This window comes from Oscillospiraceae bacterium (assembly GCA_035380125.1).
GTDB lineage: Bacteria > Bacillota > Clostridia > Oscillospirales > JAKOTC01 > DAOPZJ01.
Genome location: DAOSWV010000006.1, coordinates 24,576 through 48,278 on the forward strand (window position 1 = coordinate 24,576; position 23,703 = coordinate 48,278).

Genomic DNA, 23,703 nt, shown 5'->3' on the forward strand with positions numbered 1-23,703 from the left:
ATGCCTGATAAACAAACGTTGTTTGTACACAACGTTTGTTTTGCGGAATTTTTCCGCATTAAATCATGTAAATTGCTTGCTTGAAAATAAACAATCTTTCGGAGGAAAAGAATGAATATTAAAAAGAATAAAATGCTCACCGCATTTCTTTGTATTGCGATGGCTGCACTATTGATGTTTTCTCTATCCGGTTGCGCTGTGGTCGGCACAAAGCGAACTGCACAGCTGAACGAGCGTCTGATGGCAATGTTTTCTGAACTTGACGAGGCCAAGGATGCCGCTGTTTTGGCCGGAACAGCAACCGACGATTACATTCTGCAATATTACGACATTCGGCAGGAATTAGTGAATCTCTCACCCTATCTGCCCGAGGGCGGTATTGAGATGGAAAAGGATTCCTACAAAGAGCTTTCTGCAAAAATCGAAGCGATTGAGCTTGAAATTGATGCGTTTATTACACAATAGTCAGCCAATAAAAGAAGCATTATGGGGTATATCGAAGAAATCCGCAAAAAAATCGGCCACGACCTGCTGATCGGCGTCGGGGCCGGTGTTTTTGTTTATCAAGACGGGAAAGTACTTTTACAAAAGCGCACCGACAATCTGTGCTGGTCGATGCATGCGGGCGGCGTTGAGATCGGCGAGAGCGTGGAGGACACCGCAAAACGGGAATTGTTTGAAGAGACGGGGTTGATTGCCAATCAGTTGGAATTGCTGGGCATCTTTTCGGGCGAGGGGATGACGTATACGTTTCCGGGCGGTGATCAGGTACAGATTATCGAGGTCAACTTTATCTGCCGGGATTTTTCAGGAGAAATCAAAGCGCAAGAATCCGAGGTTGTCGAACTCAAGTGGTTTGATATAGGTAATCTGCCCCAAAACATCAGTGCGCCCGATCAAAAGGCCTTCGCTGCGTTCGCCGAGTGGGCAAAACGGCAGGATAAGGAATGATTATAACAAAACAAAACGCCGGTGCAACCCGGCGTTTTGTTTATATTTAACCACCCTGTCACTTCGTGACACACCTCCTCAGAGGGGGATTTGGCGGACGAACGCAGTTCGCCCCTACGATGTTACGCAGGCTGCCACATATGGTGCCGTTATGTTTTAAAGACAAATTAACTCTTTCGGCGACTTTGTGATATCCTCGCAGCCGGTCTCGGTCACGAAGATTACATCCTCGATGCGCACGCCGAATTTCCCTTCTAAATAGATGCCCGGCTCCACCGAAAGCACCATGCCGGGCTGTAAGACAGTGGAGCAGGCAGGAGAGAAGCGGGGACTTTCGTGGATCATCACACCGAGCCCGTGACCCAGTCCGTGTCCGAAGCAGCCTTCATAGCCGGACTGATAGATGTAATCACGGGCGATTTTATCGATATCGCTGCAGATTTTACCCGGGGCAATCGCGGCGAGAGCGCGTCTCTGCGCTTCCAGTACGATTTCATAGACCTTCTTCATTTCCTCAGTCGGTTGGCCGACACAGACGGTGCGGGTCATATCTGAGCAATAGCCGTTATATTTGACGCCGATGTCCATTGTTAAAAAGGCGTTGTTTTGAATGGGGCTGCCGTCGGGGACGCCATGCGGCATGGCCGACTTTTTGCCGCTGACCACGATCAGGTCGAACGATACGCCCTCCGCACCGCGCTTTTTCATCTCATCTTCAATTTTGGCGGTAAGTTCCTTTTCGGGCATACCGACCTTGATCTGCGGGAGAACGGCGGCCAGCGCCTCGTCGGTAATCTGCTGGGCTTTGCGCATGGTTTCGAGTTCTTCTTCGTCCTTGAGCATGACAGCCCCTTCGAAGAGATCGGCGAGTTCCCTTGAGAATTGCGGATGAAATTTAGGCAGCGACGTCTCGTATTGACGGGCGAGGCGAATTGTGGTTTTGTCGTCGCGCAGGGCGATTTTTTTGGCGTTGATTCCGTCGAGGAAAGAGGTCAGCTGATCAAAAAGTTTATCCAGCAGAATGACCTCGGTGCCCGAAATCGCGGCTTTGGCGGCCTCGATATAGCGAAAGTCGGTGTAAAATGCGCTTTTTTCGTGGCCGACTACGACGGTTCCCGCACTTGAACGGAATCCGGTCAGCCAGAAGCGGTCGTTTTCGTCGGTGAAAATTGCCGCGTCGATTCCCTCGGGGAGCAGTTTAGCGATTTTTTTGGTGTTGTTCATCTATTTCACTCCATTCAGAAATTCGAGCATTTGTGCGGCATCGCGGGTCTGGGTGCCGGCCGATTCGCAGACGATAAAAGGCGTCATGTTTTTTCGGACAATCAGTTCCCCCAGCGGTTCAAATTCCGGTCCGTAGACGGTATCGGCAAAAGTCAGGTGCCGTTGTTCACCGCCCGCAAGGGTATATTCAATCTTGGAAAAGTGGATGTGCATGCGTTTCATGCGGTCGTTTCCGAGGGCGTTTTCAATCGTGTCGAGTATCTTTTTGTAATCCTCTTTGCCCTTAATGCCGCCGTTGGTCATGGCGTTGACGTGTCCGAAGTCGATACAGGGCAGCAGCCGGTCGTCGATTTTGCACAGTTCGCAGACCTCCTCGACCGTGCCCAACTGATTGACTTTGCCCAGGGTCTCGGGACACATAATCACATCGCTCATCTCGGCCTCGTCGAGGGCTTTCTGCGCCCGAATCAGCGTGTCTTTGGCCAATTCGACGGCACGGGTACGGGAGATTTTCGAAGCCGATCCCGCGTGGACAACAATGCGTGTTCCGCCGAGTTTTTTAATCGCGGCTGCAGCGAGCAGAATATAGTGGAGGCTCTTGAGCCGCTTTTCTTCGACAATGCCCGAGAGCGAGATGTAATAGGGCGCGTGCAAAGAGATTTCCATGCCGATTGCAGCGGTCTTTTCGCGGAGAATCTCGGCGGTTTTTTCGGCGAGGTTGACACCTCTTCCGCACTGATATTCAAAGGCGTTCAAATTGAAATCGGAGATAAACTCCGGCAGAAAAATATTCGATTTATATTTGGCCGCAAATTCGTCGCATCCGCCTGCGGGGCCGATTCTTATTTGCATGTGGCTCTGTTCCTTCCCGCTTTTGTCAGGCGTTCAAGACGCCGTTTGAAACGCACGAACCACCCGAGATCTTCGCCCAGCGGCTCGACAAGAAAAACCGCCATGCCGGCGTTTTTACCGGCCCAGACGTCGGTGAAAATCTGATCCCCCACGACAGCGCCCTCACTGAGGGGCTTGCCGAGGGCTTTTGAGGCTGCTAACAGCCCTTTTTTCTTGGGCTTTTGGGATTGTGGGATGCAAATCAGGCCCGACTTATCGGCAAAGCGTTTGACCCGGGCGGAGTTATTATTGGAAATGACCGCGAGGGAAATTCCCGCGGCTTTGAGATCATTCAGTCTTTCTGCGATTTTTTCCGGAATTTCATCGTGGCAGTCATGGGTGATGGTATTGTCGAGATCAAGCGCCAGCCAGGTGATGCCGCGTGTTTTCAACATTTGGGTTGTGATTTCGCAGAGATCGGAAAACATCTCGTCCGGGGTAAAAATTTTCATAAATCTATCCTTTAACATGCAAAAAGCGGGCTGTAAGCCCGCTCTGATTTGCACAGATCTTTTCGACTGTCTGTTTACGCTCAGGGAAAGGCCTCAATAATACTTGCGTTTACGGGCTGCTTCCGCCTTTTTCTTGCGCTTCACGGACGGCTTTTCATAATGTTCTCTCTTGCGAACTTCGGCCAGGACGCCGTCTCTGGCACACTGGCGCTTGAACTTTTTCAAAGCGTTATCGATCGACTCGTTTTTGACATGAACTTCGGCCATTTGTTATCCCTCCCTTTGCCTTGTAAGCAGGAGTTATGTGGTCAGTATATCATAGCCCTCCATCTTTGTCAACCGCCCGTGCAAATTTTTGTTGACTTTAAAGCCTTTGATGTTATACTTTGCGTACTGGGGGTTTTCATCGAATGCACCTGATTAAATCGAAACATTTTTATCGGAATATGCTGTTGATTGCGGTTCCGATCGCACTGCAGAATCTGATCTCGTTTGCGACCGGAATGATGGATACAATCATGCTTGGGCTCGCTGAAAACGGTGAATCAATGCTCTCTGCGGCGTCACTCGGCGGTCAGCCGATGTTTATATTATACGTCCTCGGGTTTGGGATGTCCGGCGGTGCTTCGGTGCTGGTGGCTCAGTATTGGGGCAAACGGGATATGGAGTCGATCCGTCGGATTTTTGCGATGATGATTAAATTTGCGGCGGTAGTTTCAGTGCTTTTTGCCGTATTATCGCTGTCGATACCGCGTCAAATCATGCTGCTTTATTCCGACAATCCCGAGATTGTCGGAATGGGCGCGCAGTATCTTGGAATCATGGGGTTCGCCTGCCTGACCTTCGACGTCAGTTCAATGCTGATCTGTCTGTTTCGGGCGGTGGAATCGGTGAAGATCTCGGTGGGGATCAATCTTGTTTCGTTTGCTTTAAACGTATTTTTGAACTGGGTGCTGATCTTCGGGAATCTCGGCTTTCCGGCGCTGGGCATCCGGGGCGCCGCCATCGCCACACTGATTGCCCGCGTTTCGGAATTTGTCATCATCATGATCTACCTGTTCTGCTTTGATAAAAAGCTGGGATTTAAATTGCGCGACCTCAAACTGTTTGACAAGCTGCTGGCAAAGGATTTGATTCACTACGGTACGCCGGTACTGCTGAATGAGGGACTTTGGGCCATCGGTATCTCGGTGCAGGCCTCGATTATGGGGCATATCGACTATGCCGAAGGTGATCCGGTTGCAGCCAACTCGATTGCAAGTATGCTCCAGCAGCTGGCCTGTCTTGTCATTTTCGGCATTGCAAATGCGGCAGCGGTCATTACCGGACGCACGATCGGCGAGGAGGACCACAAAAAGGCACGCGAACAGGCGACGACTTTCCGGCTGCTCTCCTACGGCATCGGCGCGGTGTCGTTTGCAATGATCTTCTTTATGCGCGACCTTGCGGTCGGATTTTACAATATCGACGAAGCGACCAAAGAACTGGCGCGGCAGATGATTACCGTAATTGCCGTCATCACCTTTTTTGTCTCGATTGTGGGTATCTGCCTGATCGGGATTCTGCGCGGCGGGGGCGACACTCGGTTTTGTATGTATTTGGAGATCGGGGCGCTGTGGTTTCTCGGTGTGCCGCTCGGTTATCTGGCGGCGGCGGTTTTACGGCTGCCGGTGCCGTTTGTGCTGGCTGCAATGAAGGTGGACGAGCCCACCAAGGCGTTTGCCTGCATTTTTCGAGTCAGAAGCGGAAAATGGCTCAGAACCGTCACACGCTAAATCGCGTTTTCTGAAATCGTTCAGGTATCGTCGGACAAGCGGCGGCATATAATATTCGGGTGGCAGCGGCAGAAGATCTCACAGATTTTTTCGGCTTCCTCGTCCTCACAGACGGCGATGATTTTTGTAAAAGAGCCTCGTGACGCCTGCAAAGTGCTCCGCAGCAGGCATTCGGCGTTATCGCCGGTGAGAAGCAATTCGATCTCCCGATTTTTCGGGGAACGGTACGTGATTTGGAGCAGGACAGCATTGACCACACAGCAAATCCCGAGTGCCGCCAATACCAGGATCAGCCATAATTCCCAGCCGCTCATCGGTAAAGCGGGGGCATGTTCAACGGATTGACGCCGTTGTCGCAGCAATCTCTGTCGTCACAGCGATTCGGTTGTTTCAAGAAGCAGTCACGGATGCAAAAACGCATTTTTGACAGCGGGATTTTGAATTCGACAATACCGGAACTGTGCGGTGCGATGGTCACCGGCTGATAGAACAGCACGAATTCGGAACAGGTCAGATAATAATTGTTCCAATCGAGATATTTTTTCAACAATACGGGGAAATCCGGGAACAAAGCCAGTTCTTCCGCTTTTTCCTCGGCCTGCGCAAGCACATTGCTGAAAATCAGGTCTTTATAGCGGCAGGCGGGTTTGAAAAAGTCCTCGGCTTTGAGCATGTAGCCGCTGCCGGTCAGCCAAGTCTGGGCGGCTCGGACCGTGGTCGGATTGGCGCCGCCTTCATAGGTCAGCGTGTCGACCGTGGCGGAAAACAGGTCCTGCGCGACCAGCTGCGCTTCATAGGTCACGAGGAATTCATGGGTGTTAAAGGGACGTTTGTCTTTGACGGAGTCAAGATAATCGTCCACCGCGGCGGGGTAGAGCACCAGCCGCGCATGATTGCGGTCCTGTGAGGCGAGGTTTTGATACCAGGCATTGATTTTTATGTAGTTGATCGCAGCGCCGGTCGTACGCAGTTTGGGCAGTGTGATCTTGCTGCGCAGTACGGGCGTCTCTTCGTAATTCAACGTGTCGCCGGTCGTTTCGCCGATTACATCGTAGCCCACACATCCGCATTTGAGCAGAGTCTCGTTCATAAAAGCATCGCGCTCCTTTATAAAATCAGGTTGCATTCCTATTTTACGCAGTGTTCTCCGAATTGGTGCGGACGCTGATCGGCGGGCAAAAAAATGCGCGGATTATGATTGTTGCATTCGCAAATATTGTGTAGTATAATGAGAATCTAAGTGCGGATTTCATGCGCTGATTCAGCGATTTTGAGAGGAGTCATGATCAATGGCGGAAACGAAAAAACGGTCTTGTGACAGGCATGACGGGAGGCGGATTAAGGATCTGGACGGCGTGCATTACATAATGCCCCATCTGATGCCCAACCGCTGTGACGCCGAAGTGTATATTCAGGAAAAATTCGATGTCACGGAGCTGTTAAAATTCGTCGCCGCCAAAAACGGTCCCGATGCACCTTATAAGACAACGGCATTCCACGTCTTTGCCGCCGCTGTCGCCAAGACGGTCATCCACCGCCCGCTGCTCAACCGTTTTATTGCCAATAAACACATCTATGAACGCGAGAAGGTCTCTCTCTCGTTTATGGCCAAACGCACTTTCGAAGATCATTCCGAAGAGGTTTTGGTCAAGGCTATCGCCGACGGCGAAACGGTATTATCCGATATCAGCAAAAGCGTTGTCGGTGACGTTACGAAACTACGCAAGGGCGGTTCCAACGACATGGGCGACGCGCTCGACTTTTTTAAGAAACTGCCGCGCTGCGTAATGTCATTGATTATGGTATTTTTCCGGATGATGGACAGGCACGACTGGATGCCCAATTCCCTCAAGGACGGCGATACCAATTATTCGACTGTATTGCTGTCCAATCTCGGCAGTATCAAGTGCGGTGCAACTTATCACCACCTCAATAACTACGGCACCAATTCCATTGTCGCCACCATCGGTGTGATCCATAAAGAGCCTGTCTATCATGACGACGGCAGTTTTGAGATCCGCGACGTCGTGGAAATCGGCATCACTTTGGACGAACGCATTGCCGACGGCTTTTATTTTGCAAAATCGGTAAAGCTTCTCAAATACATTCTCGCTCATCCGGAAATGTTGGATAAGCCATTCAAGGAGGAAGTAGATTATGACGTTTGATGCACCGAACATCCCCGCACCGTGGCTGTCGTCTTACGGCAATGTCCCCGCGCATTTGGATTACCCGGATATCTCGATGTTTGATTTTCTCGAGAAAACCGCTAATAAATATCCGGATTATTATGCCTATGATTTTATGGGCACGAAGGTCACCTATAAAAAATTTGTCGCCGATATTCTCGACTGCGCCAAGGCCTTCAGAGCCATAGGCATCAAAGAGGGCGACCGCGTGACCATCTGCATGCCTAATACCCCGCAGGCCGTCACGGCGTTTTATGCGCTCAATGTGATCGGCGCGCTTTCCAACATGATTCACCCGCTGTCGGCAGAGGGCGAAATCATATTCTATCTCAACTTTTCAAAGAGCGTTGCAGTTTTGACCCTTGACGCGTTTTACAACAAAATCGCAAACATCCGGCCCCAGCTGACCACCCTGAAGCATGTGATTATCGCCACGATTGCCGAGGAATTGAATCCGATTCTGAAAATCGGCTTTATGCTGACCAAGGGCCGCAAAATCCCACCCATCCCCGCCGATGCCGACATCATCCGATATAAGGATTTTATGGCTGCGGGTAGAAAATACACCGGAAATTACCGTGTGGCCAAAAAGGGAATGGATCCGGCGGTCATTTTGTACAGCGGCGGTACAACCGGCACGACCAAAGGCATTTTGCTGTCGAACCTCTGCTTTAACGCCCTGTCAATGCAGACCTTTTCGGCGGGCGACTGCATCGATCCCGGCAGTTCGATGCTCGCCGTCATGCCCGTGTTTCACGGTTTCGGACTCGGTGTCTGTATTCATACCGCGCTTACGAACGCTTTGAAGTGTATCCTGGTTCCGCAGTTTAATGCTCAGACCTATGCACAGTTATTGAAAAAACAACAGCCGAATGTCATCGCCGGCGTTCCGACCCTGTTTGAAGCGCTTTTGCGCAACAAGAACATGGACGGCGTGGACCTGTCCTGCCTTAAGGGCATTTTCTCGGGCGGCGATTCGCTGTCGATCGAATTGAAGAAAAAAGTCGATAAATTCCTGCGTGACCACGGCTCCAAGGAGCAGGTGCGTGAGGGTTACGGTCTGACCGAGTGCGTCACGGCCAGCTGCCTGACGCCGCGCGGCTTCTTTAAAGAGGGCAGCATCGGCGTGCCGTTCCCTGATACTTATTACAAGATCGTCAAACCCGGTACCAAGGTGACCGCGCCTTACGGCGAGGAGGGCGAGATTTGCATCAGCGGCCCGTCAGTCATGATCGAATACCTTGACAACCCCGCCGAGACCGCCGACTGCCTGCAGATTCACGAAGACGGACGGAAATGGCTGCATACCGGCGATTTGGGCGCGATGGATGCGGAGGGCTTTGTCTATTACCGCCAGCGGCTGAAGAGAATGATTATCTCGTCCGGCTATTCGATTTACCCGTCGCAGCTTGAAAACATCATCGACGCGCATGAATATGTGCTGATGTCGACGGTTATTGGTGTGCCCGACCCATATAAGGTACAAAAGGTCAAGGCGTTTGTTGTGCTGAAGCCGGGCTACGAGCCGACCGATGAGGTTAAGTCCGAGATTTACAACCATTGCGTAAAAAACATCGCCAAATACGCGCTGCCGTATGAGATCGAATACCGCAAGTCGCTGCCGCAGACCCTGGTCGGCAAAGTGGCCTACACGGTGCTCGAAAAGGAAGAGGCCGAAAAACTGGCCGCCGCTTCGGCAAATTGAGAAGATTTGAAGAATTTAAAGGCCGCCCGAAGCGGGCGGCCTTTTCGCGCTTGTATAGGGCAGAAAAAAGCGATATAATAATAGTATAGATTGTTTGTGTATGAAAGGGAGACGTTATGGAATACAATGCGCTGACAGCGCGGTATAAAGCGCTGAAAGAGAAGGTCACCGAGCGGAAAGAGGCGTTTGAACGGCTGATGGAATTCGTCGAGCAGGAGACGGCATTTTTGACCGCACCGGCCTCGATGCGGTTTCATATGAGCAAGGACTGCGGGTTGTTGGAGCACAGCGTCAACGTCGCCGAGACCCTGTTGAAAATTAAAGCCGTGCTGGCACCCGAGCTTTCGGACGAGAGCTGTGTGATTGTGGCGCTGCTGCACGACCTCGGCAAGGCCGGTATCCCCGGCCAACCGCAGTATCTTGAAAACGAACCGACCGAAAAACAGAAACGGTACGGCTACGGCCCGTCGGTACCCTACCGGTTCAACAATGATCTGACTTATTTAAGCGTGCCGGTACGCAGTATCTGGCTGGCGCTGCCCTATCTGCCGCTGACTCAGGAGGAGACGCAGGCCATCGTCTATCACGACGGGCAGTATGTGGAGGACAACCGCAGTGTCGCAAAGCACGAAAAGCCGCTGACATTGTTATTACAATATGCCGACAACTGGTGCGGATTTGTGACCGAGACGGAGCAGGAGACGGAATAAACGGATTGCTGCAGTAAAAAAGATGAACAAAACATGATCGGCATCATGCGGTGTATATTTATTCGTAAAAATTCGTAAAGCGGCAAATTGTTGTTGCAAAAAAGACGGTGGTTTGTTATAATGAGGTATGTGATAAAAAGGGAATGAATTTTTTCCCGAATTATCACATATTTTGTTTTCCGGGGCAGATGGAAAGGATTATTTCGACCCTGACAAATGCGAAAGGATGGAAAAGCGTATGGAAAAACTGCAGCAGATTTATGAGGGTAAGGCCAAAAAGGTCTTCGCCACCGACGACCCGAACCTGTGCATCGTCGATTATAAAGACGACGCGACCGCTTTTAACGGTCAGAAAAAGGGCACCATCGTCGGCAAGGGCGTCGTCAACAATACGATGTCCGATTATCTGTTCCAACTGCTCGAAAAAAACGGTATTCCCACCCATTTCGTCAAACAGCTGTCTCCCCGCGAAACCCTTGTGAAAAAAGTCAAGATCGTCCCGCTCGAGGTCATCATCCGCAACAAGGCCGCCGGGAGTATGGCTAAACGGCTCGGGCTCGAGGAGGGCATGGAACTCAACTGCCCGGTGCTCGAATTTTCCTATAAAGACGACGCGCTCGGCGACCCGATGGTCAACGAATATCACGTTCTGGCTGCCGGGTTCGCAACAAAAGAAGATATTGACACCATCACCAAGATGGCTTTTAAGGTCAACGACGTGCTGAAGGCGTTTTTTGCCGAGGTCGGCGTTGAACTGATCGACTTTAAACTTGAATTCGGGCGCTATGGCGATGAAATTATTCTCGCCGATGAGATCTCGCCCGACACCTGCCGCTTCTGGGATATCAAAACCCATGAAAAACTCGATAAGGACCGCTTCCGCCGCGACATGGGCGGCGTCGAAGAGGCCTATGCCGAGATGATGAAGCGTCTTGGACTGAATTGACGACCATGGAAGAGTATCAATCTTACGAATCTCCGCTGCAGGGCAGATATGCCTCGCGGGAAATGAAATATCTGTTTTCCGCCGAGAAAAAATTTACGACTTGGCGCACGCTTTGGATTGCCTTGGCGGAATCCGAAGCGGAACTCGGCCTGCCGATTACCAAAGAGCAGATCGACGAATTGAAAGCCCATGAAAAAGACGTCAATTACGCCGATGCCGAGGCCCGCGAAAAGGAGGTCCGGCACGACGTGATGGCGCATGTGTGGGCCTTCGGAAAGCAATGCCCCAAAGCCGCGCCGATTATCCATTTGGGCGCGACCTCGTGTTATGTCGGCGACAACACCGACATCATCATCATGCGCGACGCGTTGGTTTTGCTGCGTGCAAAACTGGTCGATGCGATTCGCATTTTAGCCGGATTTGCCGAACAATATAAAGAGATGCCCACACTGGCATTCACCCATTTCCAGCCCGCACAGCCGACCACCGTTGGGAAACGCGCCACGTTATGGATGAACGAACTGGTGATGGACTTGACCGATTTGGAATTTGTGCTGTTGACTTTATATCCGCGCGGGGTCAAGGGCACGACCGGCACTCAGGCCAGCTTTTTGGAACTTTTCGAGGGCGACGATGCGAAATGCCGCCGTCTCGACGATATGATCGCCAAAAAACTGGGCTTTGAAAAGAGTGTTCCGGTGTCGGGGCAGACCTATTCGCGCAAAACCGACAGCCGCGTGCTAAATGTGCTTTCGGGTATCGCTCAAACTGCCGCGAAGTTCTCCAACGACATCCGGCTGTTACAGCATTTAAAAGAGATCGAGGAGCCGTTTGAAAAGAATCAGATCGGCTCGTCGGCGATGGCCTATAAGCGCAACCCGATGCGCAGCGAGCGCATGGCGTCTCTGGCGCGGTTTGTCGAGGTCAACACCTTGAATCCGGCTTTGACCGCCTCGGCGCAGTGGTTTGAGCGCACGCTTGACGACTCGGCTAATCGCCGTCTTGCGATTTCTGAGTGCTTTTTAGCGGCGGATGCGATTTTGGAACTGCTGCGCAATGTATCCGACGGGCTGGTGGTCTATCCGAAGGTTATCGCGGCGCGGCTCGAGGCCGAACTGCCGTTCATGGCGACCGAGACGATTTTGATGGACGCCGTCAAGCGCGGCGGAAACCGTCAGGAACTGCACGAGCGCATCCGCGTCCACTCGATGGCTGCCGCGAAAGCGGTTAAGGAGGAGGGCGCGAAAAATGATCTATTGGAACGCATCGCAGCCGACCCCGTATTCGGCCTGACCGCAGAGGAACTCATCAAACTATGTAAACCCGAGAAATTCACCGGACGCAGCGCACATCAGGTGACCGAATATTTGAATGAAGTCATCAAGCCGCTGCTTGAGAAATATCAAAGCGTTCGTATTGCGGATGCCGAAATCACACTTTAGGAAGGTATTATTATGATTAAAGCGATAGTTGGTTCCTGCTGGGGCGATGAGGGCAAGGGAAAAATCACCGATTTGATGGCCGCCGATTCCGACGTTGTCATCCGCTTTCAAGGCGGCAGCAACGCCGGTCACACCATCATCAACAATTATGGTAAGTTTGCGCTGCACCAGCTGCCTTCCGGCGTATTTTACGACCACATAACCAATATCATCGGCAACGGCGTGGCGTTGAATCCCGAAAAGCTGATCAAGGAACTCGGTGAGCTGAAAAGCCGCAATGTGCCTGCGCCGAAGCTGCTGGTCTCCGACCGCACGCAGGTGCTGATGCCCTATCATATCCTGTTTGACGAGTGTGAAGAAGCCCGGTTGGCCGGAAAACAATTCGGCTCGACCAAGAGCGGCATCGCGCCGTTTTATTCCGATAAATACGCCAAAATCGGCATTCAGATCAGTGAACTTTACGACGATGAGAAATCCCTGCGCGAAAAACTCGACGGGATTTTGGCACAGAAAAACGCCATTCTGACCGGCCTTTACGGACAGGAGCCGCTCGACGGCGACGTGATGTTTGCAAAACTGATCGAATACCGCGAGATGCTGCGTCCGTATGTCGCCGATACCTTTGAATTTTTATGCGACGCACGTGCTGCGGGTAAGACGATTCTGCTCGAGGGGCAGCTCGGCGCGCTCAAAGATCCCGATTTCGGCATCTATCCGATGGTGACCTCATCTAATACAATTGCCGGATATGGTACGGTCGGTGCGGGTGTGCCGCCGTATGAGATTCAAGAAATCGTTGCGGTCGTCAAGGCCTATTCCAGTGCGGTCGGTGCGGGTGAGTTCGTCAGCGAGCTGTTCGGCGACGAGGCGGAGGAACTGCGGCACAGAGGCGGCGACGCCGGGGAATACGGCGCGACCACCGGCAGACCCCGCCGGGTTGGCTGGCTCGACCTTGTGGCTTCAAAATACGGCTGTAAGCTACAAGGCGCAACCAAAATCGCCTTTACAGTGTTGGATGTACTGGGGTATCTGGATGAATTAAAAGTGTGCGTCGGCTATGAAATTGACGGTAAGGTAACCGATAAATTTCCGACTACCGTCAAGCTCAAATATGCCAAACCGGTCTATGAGACGCTGCCCGGTTGGAAATGTGAAATCAAGGGTATTCGCAATTACCGTGACCTGCCCGAAGCCTGCAAAAAATATATCGAGTTCGCCGAGGAATATATCGGCATCCACATCGGCATGATCTCCAACGGCCCGTCGAGAAACGACATTATTCTGCGGTAATAAAAAACGACCCCTTTTTAAAGGGGTCGTTTTGTTTTATTGATTGTCAAATGGTATTTAGGTGTAATATTACCTATTATAACAAAGATCGAATATAAAACAGACAGGAGATTTCTATGACAGACAAAAGACGGGAAATACGCGCGTCGCTTTCGGCGATGGAAGAAAAGCGGAACAAAGAGGCGGAATCTTTGACAGATTCGTGTCTTGTGACCGATTATCAGACGCTGACGACGGCGGTTTTGCAGGGGCTTTGTTGGACAAAAGCGCTTGAAAAAGCGCTGGAAGAACATGCGGCGGTCGTGATTCCGGCATCGGATACGACGTATTACCTTGACAGGTCGGTCGCCATTCCCTCGCATCGGAAAATCGTCGCTTACGGGGCGACTGTCAGTTTGCTGCCCGAAACCGACGTACTGATGTTTCGCAACGAACACGTCACCGACGGTGCATTGGCACCCGAAGGAATGCCCGAAGATGAGGATATTTCTTTTTTGGGCGGCACCTATGTCGAATGCCGCACCAAACGCGGGGGCTGCGGAGCGACGGGCAAATATGACGAGGCACACAGTAAATACGGCGTCTCCACCTGCTTTTTGTTTTCGGGCGTCCGTGGATTTACGCTGAAAGATGTCACGTTCTCGCATACAGCGGGGTTTGCATTGCAGGCGGGGAATCTTCAGGATGCTGTTTTTGAAAATATCGCGTTCGAGTCCTGCTATGCGGACGGGCTGCATATCAACGGCAATTCCGAAAATGTCGTCTGCCGAAACATTCGCGGGCAGGTGGGTGACGATCTGGTTGCGCTGAACGCGTTCGACTGGGATAACTCATCGATCAACTTCGGGCCGATTAAAAATGTACTGTGCGAACATCTCGATTTATACCGCGACAGTAATTATAAAGCGCTGCGGATTCTGCCCGGTATTTATTATTACGGTGACGGGTCTTTCGTCGACTGCGCAACCGAGAACATCTTGTTTTCGGATGTCCGAGGAATTAAAAATTTCAAACTGTATTTGCAGACACGCTCGTATCCGGTGGACGGGAAACCGTCTTTGACCGGAATCGGCACGGGAGATCATATTTATTTCGAGAACATCGACGCCGATCTGGATTCGCCTATTGACGGACTGCCGAATTACAGGGCTTCCGATCCGCTGACGGGCTGGATTGCCCTTTTCGAGATCGGCGCGGATATCGGCGGCATCTTGTTGGAAAACATCAATTTGACGGTTCACCCCGAATACCCCTCGTCTGCGGTGCTGCTGGTCGGGCCGAAGTCCTCCGTTCAAAACGGTAATGAGGTATTCGACCCATACGTCCGCTGTACGCTTGGCGAGTTGGTGCTGCACAATGTAAAAGTCAACGGAACGCCGATTACAACTCCGGATTCCATCTATCTGCATGAAGTACGTTTTGACCGTCTGTACAACAGCCCGCTGGCATCTGGAGCGGGAAAACTGGGAAAAGTGACTGTCGAATAAAAAGTGCGGTTTCGTAGGGAGCGACGCCCCTGTCGCTCCGGAGAATGCGGGTGGTTCATCAATAAAATCATAAATGACGGCTTCTCTTGTGAAAGGAAAGCCGTTTTTTGATTGTCCCGGTGCTGCTACAGGGCGGATTGACAAAGATAGAAAACGGAGGTATAATTTCCCACAAGGAATTAACGGAGGGAAAGAATATGAAAAAACTCATCAGTGTTTTATTGATTTGCGTTTTATTGGCCGGTGGTTTTTGGATTTACAGCAGACTTAATCGAACTGAACTTCCGGCGCGGGGTGTTTGGGCCGAACGGACATATACGAATAAAGAAGCAAACATTCAACTGACGGTTCCGGAGGAATATGATATTGGAACGGATGAAAAAATCATCGATACATACGGATTTTCCGAAGATTACTTTGAAGATGTGAAAAATAAACACAATTGTTTGGATGTTTTTGTGCAAGACACAACTTCGGGAAGTTATTCAAGAATGTATATTGAGTATTACCTCGGTCAAGATAAAAAGATCGACGCCGAGCAAACCTTGGAATTTTATAAAGCCCGAAATACAAAATATACATACTATCTCGACGGAAGTCCGGATCTCAACAGAATATACGGAGAAAATTTTGAACTGACACTTTGCGGTCAGACATACATCTGTTGCAGCTTTACGCTTGAGGGAATAGAAGAGTTTTATCAAATAGTCTGCTATCGGATCACTTCGACAAATGCGACAGTGTTGATCGATATCCGTGGCAAAAGCGAAGAAAGGGTAAACGCTTATCTGACATTTTTCGATACTGCAAGCGTGAAGTAAGTGATTTTATTTGAATTCAACATACATAGTTTTAAGGAGGCAGGGACATGAAGAAACTCGTTTGCGGCATTTTGGCTTTTGCGTTACTGGCGATCGGCGTTTTGGGCTGTGCCAAGAAAGAGACAGTTCCGGCGCGTGGCGTTTGGGATGGACATACTTATACCAACACCGAGGCGGGTATTCGGCTGACGGTACCCGAAGGGTATCATATTGACACCGATGAAGAGATTATCGCTTGGGGCAATTTTGCCGACGATTATTTTAATAATGTAAAAAGCAAAGAGGAATATACTGATATTTTGATTTCAGATGATCATTCGATGATGTTCATCAATTATAAAATTATGGACGAAAATTTGGCCGCTGAACAGTATATCAATCTTTTAAAAGCGCAAAGCAAAACGCAGCATTATGATGGTGCAGATTGGAATATTATATATGGAGACACGGTTGAAAAGGTTCTCTGCGGGCAGGGATATACTTATTACAGTTTTACTTTAGAAGGTGCGGATGATTTTTACCGAGGTCGCTGTATTCGAATTACATCCGAAGGGGTATTAACTTATATTAATATCGCATGCAAGAATGAAGAACAGGCAAATGCCTATTTGGCTTTTTTTGATACAGCGAGTGTGAGTTAAACGAAATGATCGGCAAAAAATAAATAGGAGAAAAAGGGATGAAAAAGTTTGTTTGCGGCATTTTGGCTTTTACGTTACTAGCGATCGGCGTTTTGGGCTGTGCCAAGAAAGAGACAGTTCCGGCGCGGGGCGTTTGGGATGGGCGGACTTATACCAACACCGAGGCGGGAATAAAACTGACGGTACCCGATGGGTATAATATTTATTCCGATGAGGAATTGATTGAATGGAAGGGATATCCCGAAAGCTTTTATGATGATGTAAAAAGTCAGAGCGGATATTATGATGTCAGAATAACCGATGAGAATTCAAAGATGAGCATTAAATATGATGTAAACTTGCGCAAAAATTATACCGTACAGCAGTATATGAATCTAACGAGTGTTGAATTTACGACTCAAAAATATAACGGTGAAGTACGTGAGGTTATTTACGAGGATATTGTAGAAATAAAACTTAGCGGGAATTTATATCTTTATCGCGGATATATGCTTGAGGGTGTGGATGATTATTACGCGGCGTATTGTCTGCGAGTAATCTCAGGAAGTGTGACGACTTTTATGACTTTCAGCGGTAATTCCAAGGAACAAGTAAACGCTTATCTGGCGTTTTTCGATACGGCGAGTGTGGAATAAACACTTTTCTTAAAAGCGTCCGGCCATAAGGCGTTTTGCCTTTCGGCCGGGCGTTTTTATAATATTTTTTGAAGAATATGATTTTGTTTCGGAATGCCGAAACGGGTCTGCGCGCGGTTGACTTGAATCAAGTTGGGGTGTATAATTTGTTATTGTCCGCAAAAAGAGTTCGGCGGGGAGGTGAGCGGGGTTATTTTCACACAAAAGATGCAAAAACGGCTTTTAATTGTCATCGGCCACTACGGCGCGGGCAAGACCAACCTCTCGCTCAACTTCGCGCTTTATAACGCACCCTGCGTACTGGCCGATCTCGATATCGTCAATCCCTATTTCCGGTCGAGCGGACACGGCGAACTGCTGAAACAGAGCGGCGTGCGGCTGATCGCGCAGACCTATGACGGCTCCAACGTCGACCAGCCCTTTATCTCACCCGCGCTGAACGCGGTTTGGGACGGCAATGAAAAAGCGATTTTTGACGTCGGCGGCGACGATGCCGGCGCGTATGCGCTCGGGCAGTTTTCGGAGAAAATCAGCCGTGTCGGGTATGAGATGTACTACGTCGTCAATTATTACCGTAACCTTACCAGAACACCGGATGAGGCCGTCGGGATTTTACGTGAAATCGAGGCCGTCTGCCGGCTGAAAGCCACGGCGATCGTCAACAATTCGCATTTATGCGACCAGACCGACGCCGAAACCGTGCAAAAGAGCATGCCGTTTGCCCGTGAAATCGCCCGCATCGCCGGACTGCCGCTGTTGTTTACGGCGGTTCCCGAGGGCGTTTCGACTAAAAATATCGAAAATCCGTTCCCGGTGAAGATTTACGTGAAAAAGCCCTGGGAATGATATGAATATACATAGCAAAGGAGATACATCGGAAATGGCAAAAGTCACCGTCAATGAAGACCGCTGCAAGGGCTGTGAGCTCTGCATCGCGGCCTGCCCGAAAGGGATTATGAAGCTGGATCAGCAAAAACTCAACGCCAAGGGCTATCACCCCGCGCACTGCAGCGATCAGGCGCTGTGCATCGGGTGTGCGTTCTGCGCAATGACCTGCCCCGACTGCGCAATTACTGTAGAGAAATAAGGAGAAACATCATGTCTGAAAAAGTGCTTATGAAGGGGAACGAGGCGTTGGCCGAGGCCGCAATTGCTGCCGGCTGCCGTCATTTCTTCGGTTACCCCATCACCCCGCAGACCGAAGTGGCCGCGTATATGGCAAAGCGCATGCCCAAGGTCGGCGGAACTTATCTGCAGGCCGAGAGCGAAGTCGCCGCGATCAATATGGTTTACGGCGCTTCTGCCGCCGGCGCGCGTGTCATGACCTCGTCATCTTCGCCCGGAATCAGCTTAAAAGGCGAGGGGATCTCTTATCTGGCGGGCGCCGATCTGCCTGCGCTGATCATCAACGTCCAGCGCGGAGGTCCGGGTTTGGGCGGCATTCAGCCCTCCCAGTCGGATTACTGGCAGGCGACCCGCGCCACGGGTCACGGCGATTTTCATATCCTCGTTTTCGCGCCGTCCACGGTGCAGGAGTCGGTTGACCTCGTCGCCAAGGCGTTTGAACTCGGCGACAAATACCGCATGCCCGCGATGATTCTGTCCGACGGGATGCTGGGTCAGATGATGGAACCGGTGATTCTGCCCGAAAAGCAGATCACGCCGCCCGTGAAAGAGTGGGCGACCAGCGGCACACAGGGCAAGCGCAAGCATAATATCGTCAATTCGCTCTATATTCAACCGGATGAACTCGAACGTCTGGTGCGGGAGCGGTTTCAAAAATATGCCGAGATTGAGAAGACCGAAGTCATGGCCGAGAGCTATCTGACCGCAGACGCCGATCTGGTTATTGTGGCCTACGGCGCGTCTTCGCGTGTCAGCCGCAGTGCCGTCAATGCTTTGCGTGCAAAGGGTCTGAAAGTGGGGCTGCTGCGCCCGATCACGCTCTGGCCGTTCCCGAAAGCGGCGATCCGCGCCTGCATCCCGACGGCGAAGAAGTTTTTGACGGTCGAGATGAGCATGGGTCAGATGGTCGACGACGTCCGGCTGGCGGTCAACGGCGAGCGTCCGGTCGAGTTTTACGGCAGAACCGGCGGCGTGATTCCCACCCCCGCTGAAATTGCTGTTGCCGCAGAGAAGCTGCTGTAAGGAGGATATAACATGATTGTTTTTGAGAGACCGAAAGCGCTTTGCGATGTGCCGCTGCATTATTGCCCCGGCTGTTCGCACGGAATTGTGCACCGGCTGGTGGCCGAGACGCTCGACGAATTGGGCGTAACGGGCCGCACGGTCGGCGTGGCACCGGTCGGCTGTTCGGTATTTGCTTATAATTATTTTGAATGCGATATGGTTGAGGCCGCACACGGACGTGCGCCGGCGGTTGCAACCGGATTACGCCGCGCTTTGCCGGATGGGATCGTTTTCACCTATCAGGGCGACGGCGATTTGGCTGCGATCGGCACTGCGGAGACCGTGCATGCGGCGACCCGCGGCGAGAATATCACCGTAATTTTTATCAACAACGCGATCTACGGCATGACCGGCGGTCAGATGGCGCCGACTTCACTGCCAGGACAGATCACGCAGACCACGCCTTACGGGCGCGACGTCAAGACCGCAGGCAACCCGATTCGGGTCTGTGAGATGCTCTCGACGCTGGACGGTGTGGCATTGGCACAGCGTGTCGCCGTGGACAGCACGAAAGACATCATCGCGGCAAAAAAAGCGATCAAAAAGGCGTTTGAGTACCAGGTTGCGGGGTTGGGATATACGATTGTGGAAGTCGTATCGACCTGCCCGACAAACTGGGGGCTTTCGCCGATCAAGTCGCTGGAGTGGCTGCGCGAAAACATGCTGCCGTATTATCCGCTGGGTGTTTATAAGGACGTTAAAGCGAAAAAGGAATAAGCAAGAAGTTTTCGTCCACCTTTTTTAAAAGGTGGCAGGGTTCGGGGCAGCGCCCCGGTCGTGCTCCGCAGAGCACGAAATCTCTCCAGTAAAACAACAGGGGGGATTGCTAAGGGGGTCTGTTGCTAACCCCCTTAGCAGGGGTTCGGGGGACAGTGTCCCCCGTCTTGAACCTTTTACTGCGTGTGATACGAGTTCGAGAGGAGAAATAAAAATGACCCATAATATTTTAATCGCCGGATTCGGCGGACAGGGCGTGCTGTTTGCCGGAAAAGTGCTGGCTTACGGCGGTCTCTGCGACGGAAAGGAAATTTCCTGGCTGCCGTCCTACGGTCCGGAGATGCGCGGCGGCACCTGCAACTGCAGCGTGTGCGTTTCCGATCAGCCAATCGGCTCGCCGCTCGTAACCAACCCCGATATTCTCGTCGCCATGAATCGCCCGTCGCTCGAAAAATTCATCGATGCGGTCGTTCCCGGCGGCACAGTGATCATTGACAGCTCGATTGTAGACGTCAAAATCGATCGGAGCGACATCACCGTCTGCAAACTGCCCGCAACCGAATTGGCCGAGCAAAACGATTTAAAAGGTCTCGGCAACATGGTGTTGGTCGGGCGGCTCAATCAGGTATGCAAGGTGCTGAGCGCCGAAGGACTGGACAAAGGCCTTGTGAAGTGCGTGCCTGCGCGCAAACCCGAGATGGTTGATTTTAATCGCAAAGCGATTGAAATAGGGAAAGCGTAAGTTATCGGCTTCGCAGGAAAGGAGTCAGGAACGTGGAACAGACAGTCGAAATCGCCCAGCGCATTGCTGGACTGCGCGACGCCTGCGGCTACACACAGGCAGAATTCGCAAAAATGATCGGCATTGACTCGGAGACTTATGCCGGATATGAGAAAAACGGCGATGACATCCCGATCAGCGTGCTGTATAAAATTGCGGGACTCTGCGGCGTCGATTTCACCGAGATTCTGACGGGTACGGCTGCCAAGCTGACCACTTACCACATTGTCAAAAAGGGCAAGGGCAAGCCGGTCGACCGATTCACCGGATACAGTTATGAGGATTTGGCATTCCGCTATTCTCATAAGGTGATGCAGCCGCTTTTGGTCACGCTCGATCCGACGAACGAACCCGCTGAATTGGTGAGCCACAGCGGGCAGGAATTCAATTATATTGTCAGCGGTACGGTCGTTGTTTCTTTCGATGGGCAGGAATTTGCGCTCACCGAAGGGGACAGCATTTATTTCAACCCGGCGTATCCGCACGGGCAGCGCTGCGGCGGTGATACACAGGCGGTGTTTTTGACCGTGATTACGAATTGACAAAGTTCCGTCGAATCAACAGAGAGTTTTCGTCCACCTTTTGCAAAAGGTGGCAGAGTCGAGAGGCAGCGCCTTTTGTCGCGCTCGCAAGCGCGAAATCTCTCATTTATAAAACAGGGGGGATTGCTAAGGGGATCTGTTTCTAACCCCCTTAGCAGGGGTTCGGGGAACAGTGTTCCCCGTCTCGAATCGTGAAAACTCCTATATCATTTCGCGAATATGCGAAACCCCCGGTCCCGGCTCTATGCGGATATAAATCCTATACAATTATAGTTCAAGCCGGGGGTCACCGACCCCCGAACCCCCATTAAGGGGGTTAGAACGACCCCCTTAATAATCCCCCCGTTATTTTAAGCAATAAGAGTTCCGTGCTCTGCGGAGCACGATGAGGGGCGCTGCCCTTTGAACCCGCGGCCTTTTGAGAAAGGCCGGCGAAAACTTTAGTTTTACACTTCGGAGGTTTGCATGCTCGAAAAATTTCTGCCGCGCGTTGACTTTTCCTCCTATGAGGACTTTAAACGCAATTATCAAGTGAATATTCCGGCGGATTTTAACTTCGCTTACGATATCGTCGACGGCTGGGCAAAAGAACAGCCCGCTAAGACCGCGTTGGTCTGGTGCGACGATCACGGCGGCAAGCGTTCTTTTACCTTTTCCGATATCGCCGCTCTTTCCGCAAGGACCGCCAACTACCTGCGCTCTCTCGGCATCGGTAAAGGCGATGTGGTATTGCTGATTCTGCGACGCCGCTGGGAATACTGGGTCGCCGCCAACGCCGTCCATAAACTCGGCGCGGTGCTGATTCCCGGCTCGCTGCAACTGACCCAAAAAGACATCGCTTACCGTGCCAACGCCGCTGGAATCAAGGCCATTATCGCCGTCGATGACCCGTTCGTCGTCGAGCAGGTCGAACTGGCGCAGCCCAAGGCCCCGTCGCTGGCCGTGAAAATTTTAGTCGGTCAGAAAAAAGACGGCTGGGAGAGTTTCGAAAAAATCGATGAATTTCCCGATCAGATCGAGCGCGTGCAAAACGACGTCAAAGACACGTTTTTGATCTATTTTACCTCCGGTACGACCGGCATGCCTAAGATGGTGCGGCATGATTTTTCCTATCCGCTCGGGCATATCGTCACGGCAAAATACTGGCAGTGTGTTCAGGAAGACAAGCTGCATATGAGCGTCTCGGACAGCGGTTGGGCAAAGTTCGGTTGGGGCAAGATTTACGGTCAATGGATTTGCGGTGCGGTGATTTTTGCCTATGATATGGACAAGTTTGTGCCGAAGAACCTTTTACAAAAGATACAGGATTATAAACTGACAACCTTCTGCGCGCCGCCGACCATGTACCGTTTTATGCTGACCGAGGACGTTTCGGTTTATGATTTATCTAGCGTTGAGCGGTGGTGTCTGGCCGGAGAGCCGCTCAATCCCGAGATTTTCCGCAAGTGGGAACAGCTGACTGGCAAGAAGATGGCCGAGGGCTTCGGACAGAGTGAGAGCAGTGTGATGCTGGCCAACTTCCCTTGGTTTGACCCGATTCCGGGTTCTATGGGAAAGCCGTCTCCCCTTTATGATATCGCCTTGCTTGATGCCGACGGTAATCCCTGCGAGGACGGCGACGAGGGCGAAATTGCCGTGATGAATGCGCGTTCCGCACCGCCGGCGGGCTTGTTTACCGGATATTTTCACGATGAGGAAAATACGAATAAGTCCTTTCAGGAGGGCGTTTACAACCTGAAGGATGTGGCATGGCGGGACAGCGAGGGCTATTACTGGTTCGTCGGGCGGCATGACGACGTGATCAAATGTTCTGGATACCGCATCGGGCCGTTTGAGGTCGAGAGTGCGCTGCTCGAACATAAAGCGGTGCTCGAATGTGCCGTGACGGCAGCCCCCGACCCCATTCGTGGTCAGGTGGTCAAAGCGACAATCGTATTGAAAGCGGGATTTACGGGCAGTCCGGAACTGATTAAGGAGCTGCAGAATCATGTAAAAAAGGTCACTGCGCCGTATAAATATCCGCGTGTGGTAGAATTCGTCGCCGAACTGCCGAAGACGCTGGGCGGGAAGATCAAGCGGGCGCAGATTCGGAGGAATGACAGCGACGGAAACTAAAAACGAGGACTTTTAAAAGTTTCGTCCACCTTTTTAAAGGTGGCAGGTTCAAAGGGCAGAGCCCTTGTCGCGCTTCGCAAAGCGCGAAAGCCTTGTGGGTAAAGTTCAAGACGGGGGACACTGTCCCCCGAACCCCCATTAAGGGGGGTTAGAACGACCCCCTTAATAATCCCCTCGTTGCTATAAACATAAGTATTTC

Annotated in this window: 26 protein-coding genes; 20 read left to right on the forward strand and 6 right to left on the reverse strand. The window is 51.5% G+C overall.

Going from position 1 to position 23,703, the window contains the following annotated elements; all coding sequences use genetic code 11:
* The first annotated feature begins 111 nt into the window (after nt 1-111).
* Both PK629_03135 and PK629_03140 read left to right on the forward strand, forming a co-directional pair.
* Nucleotides 112-465 carry a hypothetical protein gene (locus tag PK629_03135; protein HOP10464.1) on the forward strand — a complete coding sequence of 118 codons (354 nt, stop codon included), beginning with the start codon at nt 112-114 and terminating at the stop codon, nt 463-465.
* Between the two features lie 21 nt (nt 466-486).
* Nucleotides 487-951 carry an NUDIX domain-containing protein gene (locus tag PK629_03140; protein ID HOP10465.1) on the forward strand — a complete coding sequence of 155 codons (465 nt, stop codon included), beginning with the start codon at nt 487-489 and terminating at the stop codon, nt 949-951.
* Nucleotides 952-1,107: 156 nt separating this feature from the next.
* Here the strand turns inward: PK629_03140 and PK629_03145 are convergent, their stop codons facing one another.
* From PK629_03145 to rpsU, 4 genes are all read right to left on the reverse strand, one after another.
* Complete coding sequence (locus PK629_03145) at nt 1,108-2,175, reverse strand: aminopeptidase P family protein (protein HOP10466.1); 1,068 nt, start codon at nt 2,173-2,175, stop codon at nt 1,108-1,110.
* Nucleotides 2,176-3,027 (reverse strand): TIM barrel protein, encoded by an 852-nt coding sequence (locus PK629_03150; protein ID HOP10467.1) that lies wholly within the window; start codon nt 3,025-3,027, stop codon nt 2,176-2,178.
* The gene (locus PK629_03155; protein HOP10468.1) at nt 3,018-3,518 is read right to left on the reverse strand and encodes a YqeG family HAD IIIA-type phosphatase; all 501 of its coding nucleotides are present in this window, start codon (nt 3,516-3,518) and stop codon (nt 3,018-3,020) included. The genes PK629_03150 and PK629_03155 overlap by 10 nt, the downstream gene beginning before the upstream one ends.
* Nucleotides 3,519-3,611: 93 nt before the next feature.
* On the reverse strand, nt 3,612-3,785 hold the full coding sequence (gene rpsU, locus PK629_03160; GenBank protein HOP10469.1) for a 30S ribosomal protein S21: 174 nt from the start codon (nt 3,783-3,785) through the stop codon (nt 3,612-3,614).
* 143 nt (nt 3,786-3,928) lie between these two features.
* Here rpsU and PK629_03165 point away from each other — a divergent pair, with 143 nt between their 5' ends.
* Nucleotides 3,929-5,293, forward strand: a complete 1,365-nt coding sequence (locus PK629_03165; GenBank protein HOP10470.1) for an MATE family efflux transporter — start codon at nt 3,929-3,931, stop codon at nt 5,291-5,293.
* Nucleotides 5,294-5,313: 20 nt separating this feature from the next.
* Here the strand turns inward: PK629_03165 and PK629_03170 are convergent, their stop codons facing one another.
* Together PK629_03170 and PK629_03175 are read right to left on the reverse strand one after the other, a co-directional pair.
* The gene (locus PK629_03170; GenBank protein ID HOP10471.1) at nt 5,314-5,607 is read right to left on the reverse strand and encodes a hypothetical protein; all 294 of its coding nucleotides are present in this window, start codon (nt 5,605-5,607) and stop codon (nt 5,314-5,316) included.
* Nucleotides 5,604-6,383 carry a DUF3298 domain-containing protein gene (locus tag PK629_03175; GenBank protein ID HOP10472.1) on the reverse strand — a complete coding sequence of 260 codons (780 nt, stop codon included), beginning with the start codon at nt 6,381-6,383 and terminating at the stop codon, nt 5,604-5,606. Before PK629_03175 ends, PK629_03170 begins: the two co-directional genes overlap by 4 nt.
* A gap of 199 nt (nt 6,384-6,582) precedes the next feature.
* Between PK629_03175 and PK629_03180 the strand changes: the two genes are divergently transcribed.
* The 17 genes from PK629_03180 to PK629_03260 all read left to right on the forward strand — a co-directional run bounded on the left by PK629_03180 (nt 6,583) and on the right by PK629_03260 (nt 23,504).
* A complete protein-coding gene (locus PK629_03180; GenBank protein ID HOP10473.1) occupies nt 6,583-7,461 on the forward strand; it encodes a 2-oxo acid dehydrogenase subunit E2 in 879 nt (292 codons plus the stop codon).
* Nucleotides 7,451-9,187, forward strand: a complete 1,737-nt coding sequence (locus PK629_03185) for a class I adenylate-forming enzyme family protein (GenBank protein HOP10474.1) — start codon at nt 7,451-7,453, stop codon at nt 9,185-9,187. Before PK629_03180 ends, PK629_03185 begins: the two co-directional genes overlap by 11 nt.
* Nucleotides 9,188-9,303: 116 nt before the next feature.
* The gene (locus PK629_03190; protein HOP10475.1) at nt 9,304-9,897 is read left to right on the forward strand and encodes an HD domain-containing protein; all 594 of its coding nucleotides are present in this window, start codon (nt 9,304-9,306) and stop codon (nt 9,895-9,897) included.
* A 238-nt stretch (nt 9,898-10,135) separates the two neighbouring features.
* Nucleotides 10,136-10,843, forward strand: coding sequence for a phosphoribosylaminoimidazolesuccinocarboxamide synthase (locus PK629_03195; protein ID HOP10476.1), 708 nt, complete (start codon nt 10,136-10,138; stop codon nt 10,841-10,843).
* 5 nt (nt 10,844-10,848) lie between these two features.
* Nucleotides 10,849-12,285: an adenylosuccinate lyase gene (gene purB / locus PK629_03200; GenBank protein HOP10477.1), complete on the forward strand. Its 1,437-nt coding sequence runs from the start codon at nt 10,849-10,851 to the stop codon at nt 12,283-12,285.
* 12 nt (nt 12,286-12,297) lie between these two features.
* A complete protein-coding gene (locus tag PK629_03205; protein HOP10478.1) occupies nt 12,298-13,575 on the forward strand; it encodes an adenylosuccinate synthase in 1,278 nt (425 codons plus the stop codon).
* A gap of 116 nt (nt 13,576-13,691) precedes the next feature.
* The gene (locus PK629_03210) at nt 13,692-15,062 is read left to right on the forward strand and encodes a right-handed parallel beta-helix repeat-containing protein (GenBank protein ID HOP10479.1); all 1,371 of its coding nucleotides are present in this window, start codon (nt 13,692-13,694) and stop codon (nt 15,060-15,062) included.
* Nucleotides 15,063-15,259: 197 nt separating this feature from the next.
* Nucleotides 15,260-15,883 (forward strand): hypothetical protein, encoded by a 624-nt coding sequence (locus PK629_03215; protein ID HOP10480.1) that lies wholly within the window; start codon nt 15,260-15,262, stop codon nt 15,881-15,883.
* 47 nt (nt 15,884-15,930) lie between these two features.
* Complete coding sequence (locus tag PK629_03220) at nt 15,931-16,524, forward strand: hypothetical protein (protein HOP10481.1); 594 nt, start codon at nt 15,931-15,933, stop codon at nt 16,522-16,524.
* 38 nt (nt 16,525-16,562) lie between these two features.
* Entirely contained in the window at nt 16,563-17,159 is a 597-nt protein-coding gene (locus PK629_03225) for a hypothetical protein (GenBank protein ID HOP10482.1), read from the forward strand.
* Between the two features lie 180 nt (nt 17,160-17,339).
* The gene (locus PK629_03230; protein HOP10483.1) at nt 17,340-18,005 is read left to right on the forward strand and encodes a hypothetical protein; all 666 of its coding nucleotides are present in this window, start codon (nt 17,340-17,342) and stop codon (nt 18,003-18,005) included.
* Between the two features lies 1 nt (nt 18,006).
* Nucleotides 18,007-18,246 carry a 4Fe-4S binding protein gene (locus tag PK629_03235; protein ID HOP10484.1) on the forward strand — a complete coding sequence of 80 codons (240 nt, stop codon included), beginning with the start codon at nt 18,007-18,009 and terminating at the stop codon, nt 18,244-18,246.
* Between the two features lie 11 nt (nt 18,247-18,257).
* Nucleotides 18,258-19,307, forward strand: a complete 1,050-nt coding sequence (locus PK629_03240) for a 3-methyl-2-oxobutanoate dehydrogenase subunit VorB (GenBank protein ID HOP10485.1) — start codon at nt 18,258-18,260, stop codon at nt 19,305-19,307.
* A 12-nt stretch (nt 19,308-19,319) separates the two neighbouring features.
* On the forward strand, nt 19,320-20,066 hold the full coding sequence (locus PK629_03245; protein HOP10486.1) for a thiamine pyrophosphate-dependent enzyme: 747 nt from the start codon (nt 19,320-19,322) through the stop codon (nt 20,064-20,066).
* Between the two features lie 214 nt (nt 20,067-20,280).
* Complete coding sequence (locus PK629_03250) at nt 20,281-20,808, forward strand: 2-oxoacid:acceptor oxidoreductase family protein (protein HOP10487.1); 528 nt, start codon at nt 20,281-20,283, stop codon at nt 20,806-20,808.
* Nucleotides 20,809-20,840: 32 nt separating this feature from the next.
* Entirely contained in the window at nt 20,841-21,389 is a 549-nt protein-coding gene (locus PK629_03255; GenBank protein HOP10488.1) for an XRE family transcriptional regulator, read from the forward strand.
* A 465-nt stretch (nt 21,390-21,854) separates the two neighbouring features.
* A complete protein-coding gene (locus tag PK629_03260) occupies nt 21,855-23,504 on the forward strand; it encodes an AMP-binding protein (GenBank protein ID HOP10489.1) in 1,650 nt (549 codons plus the stop codon).
* Nucleotides 23,505-23,703: the final 199 nt, after the last annotated feature.

What these genes read in the sequence shown, in the direction of transcription:
- PK629_03135 (HOP10464.1), top strand. Translation starts at nt 112, where the DNA reads ATGAATATTAAAAAGAATAAAATGCTCACCGCATTTCTTTGTATTGCG.
- PK629_03140 (HOP10465.1), top strand. Translation starts at nt 487, where the DNA reads ATGGGGTATATCGAAGAAATCCGCAAAAAAATCGGCCACGACCTGCTG.
- PK629_03145 (HOP10466.1), bottom strand. Translation starts at nt 2,175, where the DNA reads ATGAACAACACCAAAAAAATCGCTAAACTGCTCCCCGAGGGAATCGAC.
- PK629_03150 (HOP10467.1), bottom strand. Translation starts at nt 3,027, where the DNA reads ATGCAAATAAGAATCGGCCCCGCAGGCGGATGCGACGAATTTGCGGCC.
- PK629_03155 (HOP10468.1), bottom strand. Translation starts at nt 3,518, where the DNA reads ATGAAAATTTTTACCCCGGACGAGATGTTTTCCGATCTCTGCGAAATC.
- rpsU (HOP10469.1), bottom strand. Translation starts at nt 3,785, where the DNA reads ATGGCCGAAGTTCATGTCAAAAACGAGTCGATCGATAACGCTTTGAAA.
- PK629_03165 (HOP10470.1), top strand. Translation starts at nt 3,929, where the DNA reads ATGCACCTGATTAAATCGAAACATTTTTATCGGAATATGCTGTTGATT.
- PK629_03170 (HOP10471.1), bottom strand. Translation starts at nt 5,607, where the DNA reads ATGAGCGGCTGGGAATTATGGCTGATCCTGGTATTGGCGGCACTCGGG.
- PK629_03175 (HOP10472.1), bottom strand. Translation starts at nt 6,383, where the DNA reads ATGAACGAGACTCTGCTCAAATGCGGATGTGTGGGCTACGATGTAATC.
- PK629_03180 (HOP10473.1), top strand. Translation starts at nt 6,583, where the DNA reads ATGGCGGAAACGAAAAAACGGTCTTGTGACAGGCATGACGGGAGGCGG.
- PK629_03185 (HOP10474.1), top strand. Translation starts at nt 7,451, where the DNA reads ATGACGTTTGATGCACCGAACATCCCCGCACCGTGGCTGTCGTCTTAC.
- PK629_03190 (HOP10475.1), top strand. Translation starts at nt 9,304, where the DNA reads ATGGAATACAATGCGCTGACAGCGCGGTATAAAGCGCTGAAAGAGAAG.
- PK629_03195 (HOP10476.1), top strand. Translation starts at nt 10,136, where the DNA reads ATGGAAAAACTGCAGCAGATTTATGAGGGTAAGGCCAAAAAGGTCTTC.
- purB (HOP10477.1), top strand. Translation starts at nt 10,849, where the DNA reads ATGGAAGAGTATCAATCTTACGAATCTCCGCTGCAGGGCAGATATGCC.
- PK629_03205 (HOP10478.1), top strand. Translation starts at nt 12,298, where the DNA reads ATGATTAAAGCGATAGTTGGTTCCTGCTGGGGCGATGAGGGCAAGGGA.
- PK629_03210 (HOP10479.1), top strand. Translation starts at nt 13,692, where the DNA reads ATGACAGACAAAAGACGGGAAATACGCGCGTCGCTTTCGGCGATGGAA.
- PK629_03215 (HOP10480.1), top strand. Translation starts at nt 15,260, where the DNA reads ATGAAAAAACTCATCAGTGTTTTATTGATTTGCGTTTTATTGGCCGGT.
- PK629_03220 (HOP10481.1), top strand. Translation starts at nt 15,931, where the DNA reads ATGAAGAAACTCGTTTGCGGCATTTTGGCTTTTGCGTTACTGGCGATC.
- PK629_03225 (HOP10482.1), top strand. Translation starts at nt 16,563, where the DNA reads ATGAAAAAGTTTGTTTGCGGCATTTTGGCTTTTACGTTACTAGCGATC.
- PK629_03235 (HOP10484.1), top strand. Translation starts at nt 18,007, where the DNA reads ATGAATATACATAGCAAAGGAGATACATCGGAAATGGCAAAAGTCACC.
- PK629_03240 (HOP10485.1), top strand. Translation starts at nt 18,258, where the DNA reads ATGTCTGAAAAAGTGCTTATGAAGGGGAACGAGGCGTTGGCCGAGGCC.
- PK629_03245 (HOP10486.1), top strand. Translation starts at nt 19,320, where the DNA reads ATGATTGTTTTTGAGAGACCGAAAGCGCTTTGCGATGTGCCGCTGCAT.
- PK629_03250 (HOP10487.1), top strand. Translation starts at nt 20,281, where the DNA reads ATGACCCATAATATTTTAATCGCCGGATTCGGCGGACAGGGCGTGCTG.
- PK629_03260 (HOP10489.1), top strand. Translation starts at nt 21,855, where the DNA reads ATGCTCGAAAAATTTCTGCCGCGCGTTGACTTTTCCTCCTATGAGGAC.